The following is a 14506-nucleotide window of genomic DNA, read 5'->3' as shown; positions in this document are numbered from 1 at the left end:
CAAGCCCGGTCCTTTAGGGCCGGGTCAAGTTGACTGCTTGCGGCGTTTGACGACGTAGGCGTACTGGTCGGGCCAGCGCGGCTCGGCGCCGAGTGCGCGGGCGGCGTGTTGCGGCCAGTAGGGGTCGCGCAGCAGTTCACGGCCGAGCAGTACGGCGTCCGCCTGCCCGGAGGTGATGATCTCTTCGGCCTGGCGGGGGTCGGTGATCATGCCGACGGCGGCGGTGGGGATGCCGGTGGCCTGGCGGGCCTGGGCGGCGAAGGGCACCTGGTAGCTCGGCCCGGCGACGATCTTGGCGTCGCGGACCACGCCGCCGGTGGACACGTCGAGCAGATCGACGCCGTGAGCGGTCAGCTCCTTGGCGAGGCGGACGGTGTCCTCACCGGTCCAGCCCTCGCGCGTGTCCTCGGGGTTCTCGGTCAGCCAGTCGGTGGCCGAGGTGCGGAAGAAGACCGGCAGCTGGGCGGGCCACACGGCGCGCACCGCGTCGACGACTTCCAGGGCGAAGCGGATCCGGTTCTCGAAGCTGCCGCCGTAGGCGTCGGTGCGGTGGTTGGAGGCCGGGGAGAGGCACGAATTGATCAGGTAGCCGTGGGCACCGTGCACCTCGGCGACATCGAAGCCGGCGGTCAGCGCGCGGCGGGCGGAATCGGCGAAGTCAGCTACCAGCTGCCGGATCTCGGCCACGGTCAGTTCGTGCGGGACGGGCAGGCCGTCGTACGCGACCGCGCTGGGCGCCACTGTCTGCCAGCCGCCCTCGCTCTCGGGTACGCACCGTTCGGACAGCCAGGGCTTGTCCACCGACGCCTTACGGCCTGCGTGGGCGAGCTGGATCGCCGGGGCGGCGCCGTGCGCCTTGATGGCCGCGGTGATCCGGGAGAACGCCTCCTGCTGGTGGTCATTCCACAGGCCCAGGTCCCAGGGACTGATCCGCCCGTCGGGACGGACCCCGGTGGCCTCGGCCATGACCAGGCCCGCGCCACCGGCGGCGCGCGAGGCCAGGTGGGTGAGGTGGAAGTCGGTCGGCGCGCCGGTCTCCGGGCCCGTGGGCGGGGCGGAGTACATGCACATCGGCGACATCCACACCCGGTTGGGTATCTGGAGGGAGCGCAGCTTGAGGGGGGTGAACAGAGTGCTCACGGTGCTTCTCTTTCAGGTGGGGTATCGCCGGCCGGGACAGCCGTCGACGGGGAGATGAGTTGAGATGCGGAGCGCCGGTACAGCGGGCGGCATGGGCTGCCACGGCGTCCGCGATGGGGGGCGGCGCCCCCGATGACCTCGACGGTCCGGCCGTTCAGACGCAGTTCGTCGAGCAGCGCCAGCAAGATGGCGGCGACATCGGCCCGGGAGATGGAGCCGGGGCCGGTCTGCTCGGCGAGCGTGACCCGGCCGATGCCGGGTGTGTCGTCGAGCGGACGATCATCGCCTGGAGCCCGGTCCGGGACCGGAGGCGTTCTCGGCCGCGAGCTTGGCCCGCAGATAGGCACGGAAGACCGGGTCGAGGCTCTCGTCGTCGACAACCCGTAGATAGGTGCCCATGGCGAAGTGCAGCAGGTAGCGTCCGACTCTGGCGCTCTCGGCGGCGTCCGCCGGCAGGCTCGCCGCGCCGCGGTCCACGCTGTCCTTACGGCCCACCGAACTCCCAGAACCCGCCCCGGCGGCGAAACCCACCGTGTCGGCACCCGTCAGGTGCCGGGCGGCCTCGTCGCTGGTGGCCTTCTCCAGATCCATCAGCCGGGCCTGGGCTCCGGCCTTCTCCAGCGCCTCGGCCTGGGCCGGGTTGCGGGTGAGGCCGGTGACCGCATCGCCGCGCCGGAACAGGAGCTGTTCCAGGAGGAGGGCGATCTTGCCGTGCCCTCCGGCGATCACGACCTTCATGATCAGGCCGGCAGGCGGGTATCGAGGACGAAGTTGACCTCGATGAGCTGGCCCGGGAAGAACAGCGATGCGACGCCGATGGTGGAGCTGGTGGGGCGGTGGTCGCCGAAGTAGGCCAGGTTCGCCGCGGCCATCGCCATGTTGTACCGCGGCAGGTCCACGATGAACTGGGTCTCGGAGACGACCTGGTTGCGGGTGGCGCCGTAGTGGGCGAGCACCTTCTCGAAGTTGGCGTAGGACTGCTTCAGCTGGGCGTCGAAGTCGCCCGGGTAGAGGAAGTTGCCCTGCTCGTCGTGCGAGAGCTGCCCGGAGACGTAGATCGTGTCGCCGACCTTGATGGCCTGGGCGAAACCGAACTCCTTCTCACCGGAGACGTCGTGGCTGTAGGAATCCATGGCGGTCATGGTGCTTCTCCTTGCTGATGGTTCTGTGAATGAGGTGCGGGTGGGAGCTCAGGCGGCCGCGAGGCGGGCGACGGCGTCCGCGACGGGGGTGTCACCGGAGGTGAGCTCGACGATCACGCGGCTGAGGGCAGGCGCGTGCAGGACGGCGTCGAGGAACGCGGCGACGTCGTCGCGGTGCACGTCGCCGTACTCGACGGCGGGACCGGCGGTGACACGGCCGGTGCCGGGGGTGTCCAGAAGGGTTCCGGGACGGACGATCAGCCAGTCCAGATCGGTGCGCGTCAGATAGACGTCGGCGGTTTTCTTGACCTTGATGTAGTGCTCGAAGCCCTCACTGCGTTCCCCGTCACGCAGCGCGTCGGGGAACACCGAGACGAGAACGAACCGCGACACCCCGGCGAGTGCGGCCGCGTCGGCGGTCTTTTGAAGGCCACGGCCGTCGATGAGGGTCGTCTTGTCCTGACCGGTGCCATGTGCGCCGGCCGAGAAGACCACGGCGTCATGGCCGCGCATCTTCTTGGCCAGATCCTCGACCGAGTCGGCGATGAGATCACCGACCACCGGATTCCCGCCGGCCGCCCGCACCGTCTCACCCTGAGCGGGCCCGCGGTGCATGCCGGTCACAAAGTCACCGCGTGCGGTGAGGAGTTGAGTAAGGCGGCGGCCGACTCCTCCGGCGGCGCCGATCTGGAACACCTTCATGAGCTCGTCCAGTCTTTCGCGTGTGAGGGGTGAGTGGTGCCGGCCGCCGGTCAGGCGGCGAACACCTGGGAGTCGTCGGCGAACGCCTTGAACTCCAGCGCGTTGCCTGCCGGGTCGAGGAGGAACATCGTCCACTGCTCGCCCTTCTGGCCCGCGAAACGCACGTACGGCTCGATGACGAACTCGGTGCCCGCCACCCGCAGCCGCTCGGCAAGCTGCTGGAAGGCCTCGACCGTCAGGACCAGACCGAAGTGCGGCACGGGTACGTCGTGGCCGTCGACCGGGTTGTGTATGCGCTGCGCGCGCTCCGGCGCGAGGTGCGTGACGAACTGGTGGCCGTGCAGATTCCAGTCCACCCACGTGTCAGCGCTGCGGCCCTGCTCCAGGCCCAGGACGTCGCCGTAGAAGCGGCGCGCGGCAGCCAGGTCGTCGACCGGCACGGCCAGATGGAAGCGGGGGATCGGGGAGTCGAGAACGGTCATGGCACTGCCTTCCTGCCGGGGAGCGGAGGGGCTCGTGGGCGGCGATCCCGCTCGGCTTGTCCTAATGTTGACATCACGACAACGCCTGAATGTTAACATTAGGTCATTGGTGGAGGAGGTGTAATGCGGGCATGAGTGATCAGGGCAAGGTGGCCCCGGCTCGCCGCCGGGGTCTGGCTGACGAGGTTGCGGACCGTATCCGCGAGGCCATCTTCAACGGGGCCTACGCCCCGGGCGAGCAGCTGCGCGAGGTGGAGCTGTCCGGCGAGATGGATGTCAGCCGCGGCCCGGTGCGCGAGGCGCTGCGGCTGCTGGAGCGCGAGGGCCTGGTGCACTGTGCGTGGCACCGGGGCACGACGGTGACGACGCTGTCCGCCGAGGACGTGGCTGAGCTCGACAGCCTGCGCGGCGCACTGGAGGATCTCGCCGTCCGCCAGGTGATCGTCCGCGCCTCTGACGAGGACCTCGCGTCCATCGCGAAGACGGCCGACATGATGGAGCGGGCCGGCGATGCGCACGAGATGGTGCGCCTGGACATCGCCTTCCACGACGCGGTGTTCGCCGCCGCCGGGCACCAGCGCCTCGCCGACGCCTGGGACGGCATACGGTGCCAGGTCCACCTGTTCCTGCTGACCCGGATCAGCCGCAGCACCGCCGGCTACCTCGACTGCATCCCGCGCGAGCACCACGGACTCGTCACCGCACTGCGCGCCCGGGACACCAACACCGCCCTCGACCTCTTCGCAGCACACCGGCGCCACGCCGTCGACGTGGTCGCCGGAACCACTGCCTGAGTGTCGGCAAACGCCCCCACCGGCCGACGGCCGACTTCCCTGATGATGAGTCCATGCGCATCTCGCACGAGGCGATCTACCAGGCCCTCTACATCCAGGGCCGCGGAGCGCTGAAACGTGAGCTCGTCGCCTGCCTGCGCACCGGCCGGGCACTCCGGGTGCCCCGAGCCCGGACTGGCGGCCGGCCCCACGGGCCAAGAACGGTCCCGCACCGGCCGGTCACGCCGTACGGAAAGCCCTCGCGGAGGCGATCACCGACCTGCCCGCCCAGCTCCGCAAGTCACTGACCTGGGACCAGGGCTCGGAGCTGGCGCAACACGCCAAGCTCCGTATCGACACCGGTCTGGAGATCTACTTCGCCGACCCGCACAGTCCCCGGCAGCGAGGAACGAACGAGAACACCAATGGCCTGCTCCGGCAGTACTCTCCGAAGGGCACCGACCTCAGCAGGCATACCCGCGAGGACCTCGCTGCCGCCGCCGCGGCCCTCAACAGCAGATCGCAAGGCCCTTGGCTGGAGGACACCCGCCGAGACTCTCGACAGTCACCTACTACCAGCACAAAGCGGAAGTGTTGCGACGACTCCTTGAACCTGGGCAATACACCTCGATGCCCGCATCCGAGATCTGCAAGCGATGGTCGCGCAGCATCCGCTTGTCGAGCCCTCGCCCGTTCGAAGCTCAACTCGGGGCCGGGATCCTGGAAGACATCGAGGAGCACGGCCCCTCGGGAACGGTATGGGTGCCGCTGGCCGGAGGCGATCACCGACCGTGGACCGCCTAGTGATCACCGTGTCCGCCCCGTGTCCTGCTGATGCAATGTCTGGGCGTCGGCACCGCGGCCCGCTGGTACAAGATCCGGCTGGACCAGCCGGAGGAGCACCGCCATCCGGAGAAGGAACGCATCGCCGGCGCCGACTTCTACGACGAACAGCAGCTCCGCCTTCTACACGTGGTATCCCAGCCACTCGGCGGCCGTGTTGATGGAGACGACTTCCTCCGGTTCCAGAACGAGAAACAGAGCAGGATTCCTCAAGGCCGACCCCGCCCTCCACAAGGCCGACCATCAGGACAGGCCGTCTGGGCGAGTGGGACATCCAGCAGGGCTTCACCTGGGAATGTGATCCCCTCTGGCGCTCCTTCACCAGTGCCCTGGACCTCGTCGGGAACGTGCTGGCCTCACCGCCTCCCTGGATCGCGATACTGCCGGGCGACGACGAGTGGGAAGTAGCCAACAAGGGCCCGGATTTCCCCGGGACGCCCGTATGGACCGAAGACCCCGTCGACTGACGCCCAACCGGCCTGCAAGCAGGCCCCGAGCTGGCGTCCATCGCCCAGACCTCGCACGCGATGCTGCTGTTCAACAGCATGGTGAGCACGGTCTTCGTGGTCTTCGCCCTGATCGCGACCGGGTACAGGTCGGCCGCGGCGGCGGCCTTCATCAGCTTGCGGTGGATGCAGACCCGCTGGTTGGCGAGCACGGCGGCCCGGATGTCGGGGCGCCACGTCTCCCGCTTCAGCGCCGGCCACGGCTCGTAGTACGGCACCTGACCGCTGTTGCGCTGCCTCAGCTTGCCAATGCCGCCCTTCGCGGTCGCCTTGATCGCCTTCGCCAGCAGCGCCAACGTCGGGTCGATGCTCTTGGCGTGGGCCATCGTCTCCAGGAACTCGCTCCCGCCCATCGCGGTGGTGACACCGAGTTCGGCCATCGTTGCCCCGTACGCATCGCGCAGCTGGTTGTACCAGGGGTCCAGGTAGCGGCCGGACTGTCGGCGCACGTACGCCTCGAGCGGCGCGACCTCGAAGCCGAGCTTCACCGCGTACGCGAGGGTGGGGGTGGCGTACCAGCCCGGGCCGGTGGGGTGGTGGGCGGTGCTGGCCGGTGCACTCGTCGCCCATGTCGTCCACCTGTCCACCGCGGCGGAAGCGGAAAGGAGGAGGGACCAGAACGGCGAACGACATTGAAACCGCGGGCAGCGCCTACGTTCCCACCGAAGACTCCAGGAGAGGTGATCCGGGTGGCTCCGTCCGTGTGGTGGAACGGCCTTGCCGCTCCCTCCGCGAGAACGCCTACCGGGATCGTCCTGCTCGATCCCGACAACCACCTCATTGGCCGGCTGCGGTTCCGTGCCTGTCCGGCGTGCCGTACAGGGCGGATACTGGACATCTGGGTGTGCGACGCCTGGCAGCGCCAGGGGCTGGGCCGCGAGCTCGTCCATTCCCTTCTCGCCCGTCGCCCGGGCTACCGGTGGAGCACGACGTTGCAGACCCGGGACGGGCGGGCCTTCTTCCTGGCAATGACCCAGGAGACCACGGTGGCTTTGCCCCGCGATGGGCCCTTGTGCTGCCACCTCATGGGATCGATCCGGCGAACGTGGCGAGGCCTGCTGGACCACTGGCCGCCGCCCCGCTGACCTGGCACCCAGTGACGTTTCGACGAGGACAGCGAGCCCTTCACGGCGAGGGCGATCCACGGGCTGCGTCCTGCCCCGGCCTCTACCGGCCGCTGTCTCCGCACGAGAACGCCGATCGCCCAGGACTTCTCCGTCTGCGTAAAATCATTTAAAAGGTGCGAAATAGTCGCTTGGGGTGCGTTGCACGGAGTACACCATCGCTCGTTCGGCCGGGTTTCCTTTACCAGGGGTATCGCCGATGTCCGGTGTCGGGGTCCAATGGTGAGGCCAAGCCCTTCCGCGCCCGCACCGGTCAGAAGAGGCACGCTATGGATCCATGGCTGATCTGGTTGATCATCGCAGCCGTGTTGGCTGTGGCGGAGATCGTCACCCTTACCGCTGCGCTCGGAATGCTGAGTGTGGCCGCGTTGGTCACGGCGGGGTCCGCTGCGGTCGGACTGCCGGCGCCCTTTCAGTTCCTGGTGTTTGCCGTCGTCGCCACAGTCACCGTGGTGTTCGTACGTCCCATCGCGGTGCGCCACGTGCTCCAGCCTCAGGTGGAGCGGTTCGGCGTGGACGCACTGGTCGGCAGGGCTGCCTATGTCGTCTCGGAAGTGACGGGCTTGGATGGCAGGGTCCGTATCGACGGCGAGGAGTGGACGGCCCGCGCCTACGACGAGACGCTGGTGATTCCGCCTGGAAAGACCGTCGACGTCATGGAGATCAGCGGCGCCACCGCGATCGTCTACCCACGGGACTGAAACCATGGAAACCTCGGCGTTCCTCATTGCCGGCCTGATCGTCGCGCTGATCGCGGTTTTCACCGTGGTGCGGGCAGTCCGTATCGTGCCCCAGGCGCGCGCTCGCAATGTCGAGCGGCTCGGCCGATACCACCGGACCCTCACCCCCGGCCTCAGCCTCGTCATCCCGTACATCGACCGCGTTCATCCGGTGATCGATCTACGGGAACAGGTCGTCTCCTTCGAACCTCAGCCGGTGATCACCGAGGACAATCTGGTCGTCGAGATCGACACCGTTCTGTATTTTCAGGTCACCGACCCGCGAGCGGCTTTCTACGAGATCGCGAATTTCCTTCAGGCGGTCGAGCAGCTCACCGTCACCACCCTGCGCAACGTCGTGGGATCCATGGACCTGGAAATGACCCTCACCTCACGGGACACCATCAACAGCCAGCTCCGTGGCGTGCTGGACGAGGCCACCGGCAAGTGGGGACTGCGGGTCAACCGGGTGGAGATCAAGGCCATCGACCCTCCGCAGACCATCAAGGACGCGATGCAGAAGCAGATGCGAGCCGAGCGGGACAAGCGGGCCGCGGTTCTCGGGGCCGAGGGGCAGCGCCAGTCGCAGATTCTCACCGCCGAAGGCGACAAACAGGCCGCTGTCCTGCGCGCGGAGGGCAACCGCACCGCTGCGATCCTCACGGCCGAGGGCCAGTCCCGGGCCATCGACGAGGTCTTCCAGGCCGTGCACCGCAACGACCCCGACCCCAAGCTGCTCGCCTACCAGTACCTCCAGACGCTGCCCCAACTCGCGCAGGGCTCGGGCAACAACTTCTGGGTGATCCCCAGCGAGATCACCTCCGCACTCCAGGGCATGTCCCGCGCCTTCACCGAGGTGCTGCCCCAGTCGCCGGCCACCCGCGAGAAACCCTCGGACGACAGTGCGGAAAGGGCCGCTGATGACACGGCTCAGGCCGCAGAAGCCGCCGCCGCGGCCCTCGCGGACGCGGCCAAGGCCGACCACCGCGCCACCCCCGACGCCCTCCCGTCCCATGTCCCCGCTGACGGACAGGGTGACAACGGCCGGACATGACGGGCCGCGGTGGGAGACCACGGCCCGTTCGCAGGCGCTTGCTCTGAAGCAGTACTAGGCGCGGATACCGTGTGAATGACCGTAAGGCCTGCAAATAAGGAGCACCGTGTCGAGAAATGCACGAGAGGTTGCCTGAGAGAGCCCTGCGCGCAGATCTCCCGTGATTACCAAGACCCTGTCGTGGCCACCTCAGTCGAAGCGCAGATCGGACGAACACCCCCCAGCGCCCAACTCGCGGCGCCCCGGGAACGGACCGCCAGCGGGCGGCCTCCTCCGCGCGCCCGCTTCTTGCTCAGGAGCGCACGATTCCAACTTCTGGGGAAGTGACGAGAGAGCCAGGACGGGACACTTGTGGCCCGTCACCGTCTTCGCCGGGACGGCGGGGTGCAGTAGACGGGCTTGGTGAGGGGGCTACCCCCAGCCCTCCGGCCCCCGAACAACGATGGAGCGCAAGTGGCCGACGAAGCGATGGGTGACGATGTCTACCAGCCGGACGGTTCCGAGGTGCAGGACGGCGCAGGGCTGCTCGACGCGTCGGACACCCTGGACTACCGGGCCGGCGACCAGGCCCTGGACGAGGGCTACTCGCCCCCGGAGAAGCCCTGGGGCGTGGAGCACACCGGCGTCACGGCGTCGGAGCAGCGGCGGGGGGAGAGCCTGGACGAGCGTCTCTCCGAGGAGTTGCCGGACATCGGCGTCCCGGAGGGCGACGATATCGGGGACACCTGGGACACAGACGGTGAGCTCATCGACTACGAGGTTGGAGACGAGCGCGCCGGACGGCTGGTCGCGCCGGACGAGGGCAGTCATGGGAACACCGAATCCGACCTGATCGCTTCTGACATGGGTCTGGACGGCGCCGGGACATCGGCTGAGGAGGCCGCGATACATCTGATCCCCGATTCCGAGACCTACTGAGGGGACGGTGAGCGCAGGACGAGGGCCGGTGCCCGCTCGGACCCGGCCCCAATCCTGCGTCGCCCCCGTCCTGCGCTCGCCGTGCTCAGGTGGACCGGTCGGATCAGCCGTTCCAGTCCGCCAGGAAGTCGAGGAGTTCTCCGTTGACGACGTCGGGGCGCTCCTCCTGGCAGAGGTGTCCGCACTGGGGAATGGGCACACCCCGGACGTTCCGGGCCAGCCCCTTCCAGACGTCCAGGACGTCGTAGGCCTGTCCGACGGCGCTGAAGTCCTCGCCCCACATGGTCAGCACCGGGCAGTCGATGAGTTGGTCGGCGTCCTCGCGGTCCTGGGCGACGTCCTGGCGCCGCACGGTAGTCCATGCAAGATCCCCGCACTGCCCCCGGCTGCTGGTAGGCGCGTACATAGACTGCGATCTCCTCCGGAGTGAGCATGTCCGGGTTGTACGACCAGCTCCGGTAGAAATGGGTGAGCCAGATCTCCTCACGCCCGGCGATCAACGCCTCGGGTAGGTCGGGCACGCCGAGGAAGGTGAAAAAACCAATAACCCTGCCGGGCGAGGTTCACGTCGTAGGTCTCGGCGATGACCCGGGTGGGGATGTTGTCCATGGCCACGAACCGGTCGATCCGGACACGGTAGTCCTTGGCGAACCGGGTGCCGACGCGTGCCCCGCGGTCATGGCCGATCAGGGCGATCCGCTCATGGCCGAGATGGTCCATCAGCGCGATGACGTCGTTGGCCATGGTTCGTTTGTCGTGTCCGGACGCGGGCTTGTAGGTGTCACCGTAGCCGCGAAGGTCCGGCGCGATCACCGTGAACTGCTCGGCCAGCATGGGGATTTGCTTCCGCCAGCCGTACCAGGTCTTTGGGAAGCCATGCAGAAGGTAGACCGGCGGTCCCTGTCCGGCGCTGACCCAGTGCTGCTTGATCCCGTTGAGTTCGGCGGTGTGTTGTGTGATGTCTGTCAGTTCTGGCATGAGTGCTCGCTCGTGGAATCGAAGGGATGGACGGGGCGCCGGTCCGGTCCCGGCGCCAGATGGCCGACGAACGCCTCCTGTCCGCGAGGCCTGTTCATTCCCTCTCCCGCACTCGCCGGGTCGGATCGGTCACCGTCATCACGACGACCACAGCCGCCAGCACCAGACCGGCGGCGAGCGCCGGTGCCGGTGAGAGAGCGGCCGTCAGGATGAGGGCGACGGCAGCGGGAAACGGAAGCTGTTCGAACCGGGTCGTCTGGTGAGGACGGACGTGTACGGCCCACAGGCTGATCAGGAAGATCGCTGTCGGAATGGTGACCGCGGCACCTGCCACCAGTGGCGACATATGGGTGCGACCTGTGATGTGGTCCGCGTACACCGCGAGGCCTGCTCCCTCAGCGGCCGCCGCCGCGAAGATCAGGTAATGGCCGTAGGCCCAGGTGAATCTCTTTCGGTGTGCCTGGTGCGTCGTGGCGAGGAGGGTGTGCGCCGGCCGCGCGAAGTACAGCCACCACATGGCGAAGACCATGAGCAGACCGCCTGCCGCCAGTGCATACAGCGCACCGGCGTCATGATGCCGGTCGAAGGCGCTGCGGACCGCTCCGGTGGCGGCCGCGACGGACTCCCCAAGCACGATGAGGGTGAAGAGTTCGTAGCGCTCGGCGATGTGGTGCGGATGCCACGGTGTCATCCCGACAGCCTGGGCCCACACGGGGACGGAGAGTTCGGCAACGATCATCACCATGATGCTCGTCAGCCGAGCCGAATCCGGGACGAAGAGCAGTCCGATCCAGCCGACCTGACAGACCACCACCCCGGTGGCGAAGCGAAGAGCGGTGCGCCGCCGACCGGTGTCCGACCGTGCGGCACGCAGCCACAGCGCGGCCAGAGCCGTGCGCAGCAGCGCGTATCCCAGGGTGATGACCCGCAGATCGCCCTCCTGGAACGCCCGGGCCACTCCGGCGGCCAGGACGAGCGAGCCCGTGATCTGCACCAGCACCGTCAGCCGGTACGGGACGTCGTCCGGGTCGTAGGCGGAGGCGAACCAGGTGAAGTTCATCCACGCCCACCAGATCGTGAAGAAGACCAGCGCGAAACGCAGCGCACCGCCGGCGTAGTCCCCTGCCTCCAGCGTCCCGCGCAGGCTCGTGGACGCCTGCGCCACCGCGACGACGAAGCACAGGTCGAAGAAGAGCTCCAGCGAGGTGGCGGACCGGTGCGGCTCGCCGGGGTTGCGGCCCACCATGGTGCGCCACCGCCTGGCACCCGGGTCCGCCTGCATGATCAGGGCGCGGTTCAGCGGAGGGCTCCCAGGGCCGCCTCGATCGTCCGGTGGAAGGTGGGATAGGTATAGATCATGTGCTGAAGCCGGTCGACGGGTACCTCGGCATGGACGGCCACGTTCAGCCCGTACAACACCTCGCCGCCCACCGGCCCCGCCGAGGTCGCGCCGATCAGCACGCCCCGGTCGGCGTCCTCGACGAGCTTGATGAACCCCTCGTTGCCCGGCCCGTGGATCCAGCCGCGCGTAGAGGAAGCGATGGTCACCACGCTGGTGCGCACCGCCAGCCCCTGCGCGCGCGCCTGACGTTCCGTCAGGCCTACTGCCCCGACCTCCGGATCGGTGAAAGTGACGCGGGGCAGCGCCCGGTAGTCGGCGTCGGGACCCGGCCGGCCGAGGATGTCCCGGACGGCGATCTCCGCCTGGTACATCGACACATGGGTGAAGGCGCCCCGGCCGGTGATGTCGCCGACCGCCCACAACCCCTCCCCGGCCCGCATCTGCCCGTCCGTGGGCACGGTTCCCGCCGTCGGATCGAGCCCCACCGAGTCGACTGCCAGCGGAGTCAGGTCGGCCTGGCGTCCGGTGGCGACCAGTAGCCGTTCACCACTCAGCACTTGCTCATCGCCTTCGAGACGGACGGTGAACGCGGTGCCGTCATGGCTGACCTGCCGCGCCCGGGCACCGGTGAGAACGGTGACACCGTCCTCCCGCAGGACCTTCTCGGCCAATGCCCCTGTTTCCGGCTCCTCCTGCGACAGCAGCCGGTCCTGCCCCTCCACCACGGTGACCGCACACTTGAAGCGGGCAAAGACCTGGGCGAGTTCCACGCCGATGGCACCCCCGCCCAGCACGACCATGGACGCGGGCAGTTCCTTGGCCCCCATCGCGTCCCGGTTGGTCCAGTACGGCGTTCCTTCCAGACCCGGCACCGGTGGGATCCGGGGCCGGGTACCAGTGGCCAGCACGACACCGCGCCGAGCCTCGAACGTGCGGTCACCGACCGTCACACGGCGCGGCCCGGCGAGGCGACCCGTCCCGCGGACGAGCCGGCCGCCCTTCGCCGCGAGCCGGTCGGCGGCCACCTGATCGTTCCAGTCGTCGGTGGCCTCGCCCCGGATACGTCCGGCAACGCGGCTCCAGTCGGGAGTCACCCTTACTTCACCGGCAAGGGAGGGTGCACGGCCTGCCTCGGCGAGCAGGTTCCCGGCACGGATCATCATCTTGCTGGGCACGCACCCCCAGTACGGACACTCGCCTCCGACGAGTTCCGCCTCGATCCCCACGACGTCCAGACCCGCTTCGGCCAGCGTGCCCGCGACATACTCACCGCCCGGCCCCAGCCCGACGACCACCACATCCGCCTGCTCGTTCGCGCTCATGCCTCTCCTGGTTCCACCGGCTCTCCGGGCATGGACTGTCCCGCTGACGCTAGATCGGCCGGACGGGCCCCTGTGTGATGCGCCGGAAATGCTGCGTTTAGTTTTGGTCAGTTGTCGCAGGCCCAGCACCGACTTTGGTCAGGTAGTCGGCCAGGTCCAGGCGAACGGCCTGGAGTTGTGATTCCAGGCGTCGATCCACGCCCTGATGTCGTTTGGCGGGGGTTGATCACCGCGACAGTCGACATGCGGCTCGGGGCATCGTCAGTGTCTGCCCCACCGAAGGCACGCCGTTCGAACACGTAGTCGGGCCCGCATCGTATGACGTCGAAATTTGCTGATCGTCAGTGCACGCCGCCCGCGCTACACGCACGCCCGCGCTACCCGCACGCTCGCGCGACGCGCTTCGCTCGGCGGCACCGCAACCTGGTGCGTTGTACGGTCGAAGAGAGGCCGGTGCCCGGTTCCCGCCAAAAGAGCCCGCGCACCACTGGCACGGCGGAGTGACCCGCGTGCAGCCGCTGGGCCGTAGGCATGGAGCCGAGGTGACTGCTACCGGGACGACCGGCTCCATCAACCGCGGATCCACGCACGTAACGGCGCGACGTGGAGTTGCTCGCGCCGAGCCGCCGCCGTGATCAACAGCGGCTCACACCCGTTCAGGCACGGACCAGGGGGGTGTCCACCAGATGCTCGGCCAGGAACCACGCCTGGAGTTCGCCGGTCCGGATCACCTGTGAGACGAGGAGGTCGTTGGTACCGTCGTCGCCCAACTCCCCAATGCGGGCCGCCGCGTCATGGGACTCGATGAGGATGGCCTCGTGGGCCTCCAGCAGCCGTGACAGCATGGCCGGCACCTCCTCCACGCCGTCCGGGGGCCGGGGGATCGAGGTGATCTCGGCGACGTGCCGGGGGTCTCCCACCGCGACACCGCCCAGGGTCTGGACCCGCTCGGCGAGGGTGTCGACGAGTTCGAGTTGTTCCCCCGCATGCTTGTCCAGCACCAGGTGCAGCTGGTAGAAGGTCGCCCCGCGCATCAGCCAGTGGTGCTTCTTGTAGAGGCCGTAGAGGATCTGCGTGTCCGCCAGGACTTTGTTGAGCCGCTGACAGGAGTACATACGGGCTTCGTAGGACAGGCCGAGCGGGAACTGCTTGACCGTCCCGAACTCCTGGATGATCGCGCCCTTCTGATGCAGCCGTGGCTGACTGCTCACGTGCTGCGAGCTGATGGTCATGATCCGCCTCCTGCGTCTGCTCTGTGTTTGCACAGGTGACGCTAGGTGCCGGCGCGGCGGACTCGTTGCCCAGGAGCGCATGTGAAGGTGCTCAGCAGCGCACGGGTCGACGGGGCTGTGCCCCGTGTTCGTTCTTCAGCAAGTCTCCGTGCGCCAGCGGGCACGGCCCGGTGCATCGCCGCCTCTAGCCTCTCGCGGACGGCGTGAGCCGACGAGCACCAAGGAGAGG

At 68.2% G+C, this 14506-nt stretch carries 16 protein-coding genes and 1 pseudogene; 7 read left to right on the top strand and 10 right to left on the bottom strand.

The window, feature by feature from the left end; translation table 11 throughout:
• Positions 1-24: 24 nt before the first annotated feature.
• The 5 genes from QF037_RS46480 to QF037_RS46460 form a co-directional block, all read right to left on the bottom strand.
• The gene (locus tag QF037_RS46480; RefSeq protein WP_307036113.1) at positions 25-1140 is read right to left on the bottom strand and encodes an NADH:flavin oxidoreductase/NADH oxidase; all 1116 of its coding nucleotides are present in this window, start codon (positions 1138-1140) and stop codon (positions 25-27) included.
• Positions 1141-1419: 279 nt separating this feature from the next.
• Positions 1420-1869: an NAD(P)H-binding protein gene (locus QF037_RS46475; RefSeq protein WP_307036112.1), complete on the bottom strand. Its 450-nt coding sequence runs from the start codon at positions 1867-1869 to the stop codon at positions 1420-1422.
• 11 nt (positions 1870-1880) lie between these two features.
• Positions 1881-2282, bottom strand: coding sequence for a RidA family protein (locus QF037_RS46470; RefSeq protein WP_307036110.1), 402 nt, complete (start codon positions 2280-2282; stop codon positions 1881-1883).
• Between the two features lie 48 nt (positions 2283-2330).
• Positions 2331-2984: an NAD(P)H-binding protein gene (locus QF037_RS46465; protein ID WP_307036107.1), complete on the bottom strand. Its 654-nt coding sequence runs from the start codon at positions 2982-2984 to the stop codon at positions 2331-2333.
• Positions 2985-3034: 50 nt separating this feature from the next.
• The gene (locus tag QF037_RS46460; protein ID WP_307036106.1) at positions 3035-3466 is read right to left on the bottom strand and encodes a VOC family protein; all 432 of its coding nucleotides are present in this window, start codon (positions 3464-3466) and stop codon (positions 3035-3037) included.
• 131 nt (positions 3467-3597) lie between these two features.
• Between QF037_RS46460 and QF037_RS46455 the strand changes: the two genes are divergently transcribed.
• The 7 genes and pseudogenes from QF037_RS46455 (at position 3598) to QF037_RS46425 (ending at position 9403) form a co-directional block, all read left to right on the top strand.
• A complete protein-coding gene (locus QF037_RS46455; RefSeq protein ID WP_307036104.1) occupies positions 3598-4260 on the top strand; it encodes a GntR family transcriptional regulator in 663 nt (220 codons plus the stop codon).
• A 32-nt stretch (positions 4261-4292) separates the two neighbouring features.
• Positions 4293-4850, top strand: a pseudogene (locus QF037_RS46450) (IS30 family transposase); the annotation flags it as partial.
• 759 nt (positions 4851-5609) lie between these two features.
• Complete coding sequence (locus tag QF037_RS46445; RefSeq protein ID WP_307036102.1) at positions 5610-5798, top strand: hypothetical protein; 189 nt, start codon at positions 5610-5612, stop codon at positions 5796-5798.
• Positions 5799-6277: 479 nt separating this feature from the next.
• Complete coding sequence (locus QF037_RS46440) at positions 6278-6673, top strand: GNAT family N-acetyltransferase (protein WP_307036100.1); 396 nt, start codon at positions 6278-6280, stop codon at positions 6671-6673.
• A gap of 308 nt (positions 6674-6981) precedes the next feature.
• Positions 6982-7413, top strand: a complete 432-nt coding sequence (locus QF037_RS46435; protein WP_307036098.1) for an NfeD family protein — start codon at positions 6982-6984, stop codon at positions 7411-7413.
• Between the two features lie 4 nt (positions 7414-7417).
• A complete protein-coding gene (locus QF037_RS46430; protein ID WP_307036096.1) occupies positions 7418-8485 on the top strand; it encodes an SPFH domain-containing protein in 1068 nt (355 codons plus the stop codon).
• A 468-nt stretch (positions 8486-8953) separates the two neighbouring features.
• Positions 8954-9403 (top strand): DUF5709 domain-containing protein, encoded by a 450-nt coding sequence (locus QF037_RS46425; RefSeq protein ID WP_307037744.1) that lies wholly within the window; start codon positions 8954-8956, stop codon positions 9401-9403.
• A 103-nt stretch (positions 9404-9506) separates the two neighbouring features.
• On the opposite strand, the gene QF037_RS46420 is transcribed toward QF037_RS46425, so the two are convergent.
• From QF037_RS46420 to QF037_RS46400, 5 genes are all read right to left on the bottom strand, one after another.
• Complete coding sequence (locus QF037_RS46420) at positions 9507-9755, bottom strand: alpha/beta fold hydrolase (protein WP_307036094.1); 249 nt, start codon at positions 9753-9755, stop codon at positions 9507-9509.
• Positions 9756-9886: 131 nt separating this feature from the next.
• Positions 9887-10381 carry an alpha/beta fold hydrolase gene (locus QF037_RS46415; RefSeq protein WP_307036093.1) on the bottom strand — a complete coding sequence of 165 codons (495 nt, stop codon included), beginning with the start codon at positions 10379-10381 and terminating at the stop codon, positions 9887-9889.
• Positions 10382-10475: 94 nt separating this feature from the next.
• Positions 10476-11627 (bottom strand): low temperature requirement protein A, encoded by a 1152-nt coding sequence (locus QF037_RS46410; RefSeq protein ID WP_307036091.1) that lies wholly within the window; start codon positions 11625-11627, stop codon positions 10476-10478.
• Positions 11628-11677: 50 nt separating this feature from the next.
• A complete protein-coding gene (locus QF037_RS46405; RefSeq protein WP_307036089.1) occupies positions 11678-13045 on the bottom strand; it encodes a dihydrolipoyl dehydrogenase family protein in 1368 nt (455 codons plus the stop codon).
• Between the two features lie 656 nt (positions 13046-13701).
• The gene (locus QF037_RS46400) at positions 13702-14277 is read right to left on the bottom strand and encodes a Dps family protein (protein WP_307036086.1); all 576 of its coding nucleotides are present in this window, start codon (positions 14275-14277) and stop codon (positions 13702-13704) included.
• Between the last annotated feature and the right edge of the window lie 229 nt (positions 14278-14506).

This window comes from Streptomyces canus, assembly GCF_030815415.1.
Taxonomy (GTDB): domain Bacteria; phylum Actinomycetota; class Actinomycetes; order Streptomycetales; family Streptomycetaceae; genus Streptomyces; species Streptomyces canus_F.
The sequence above is the reverse complement of the archived record's forward strand: the minus strand, read 5'-3'. Positions and strand labels throughout refer to the sequence as shown.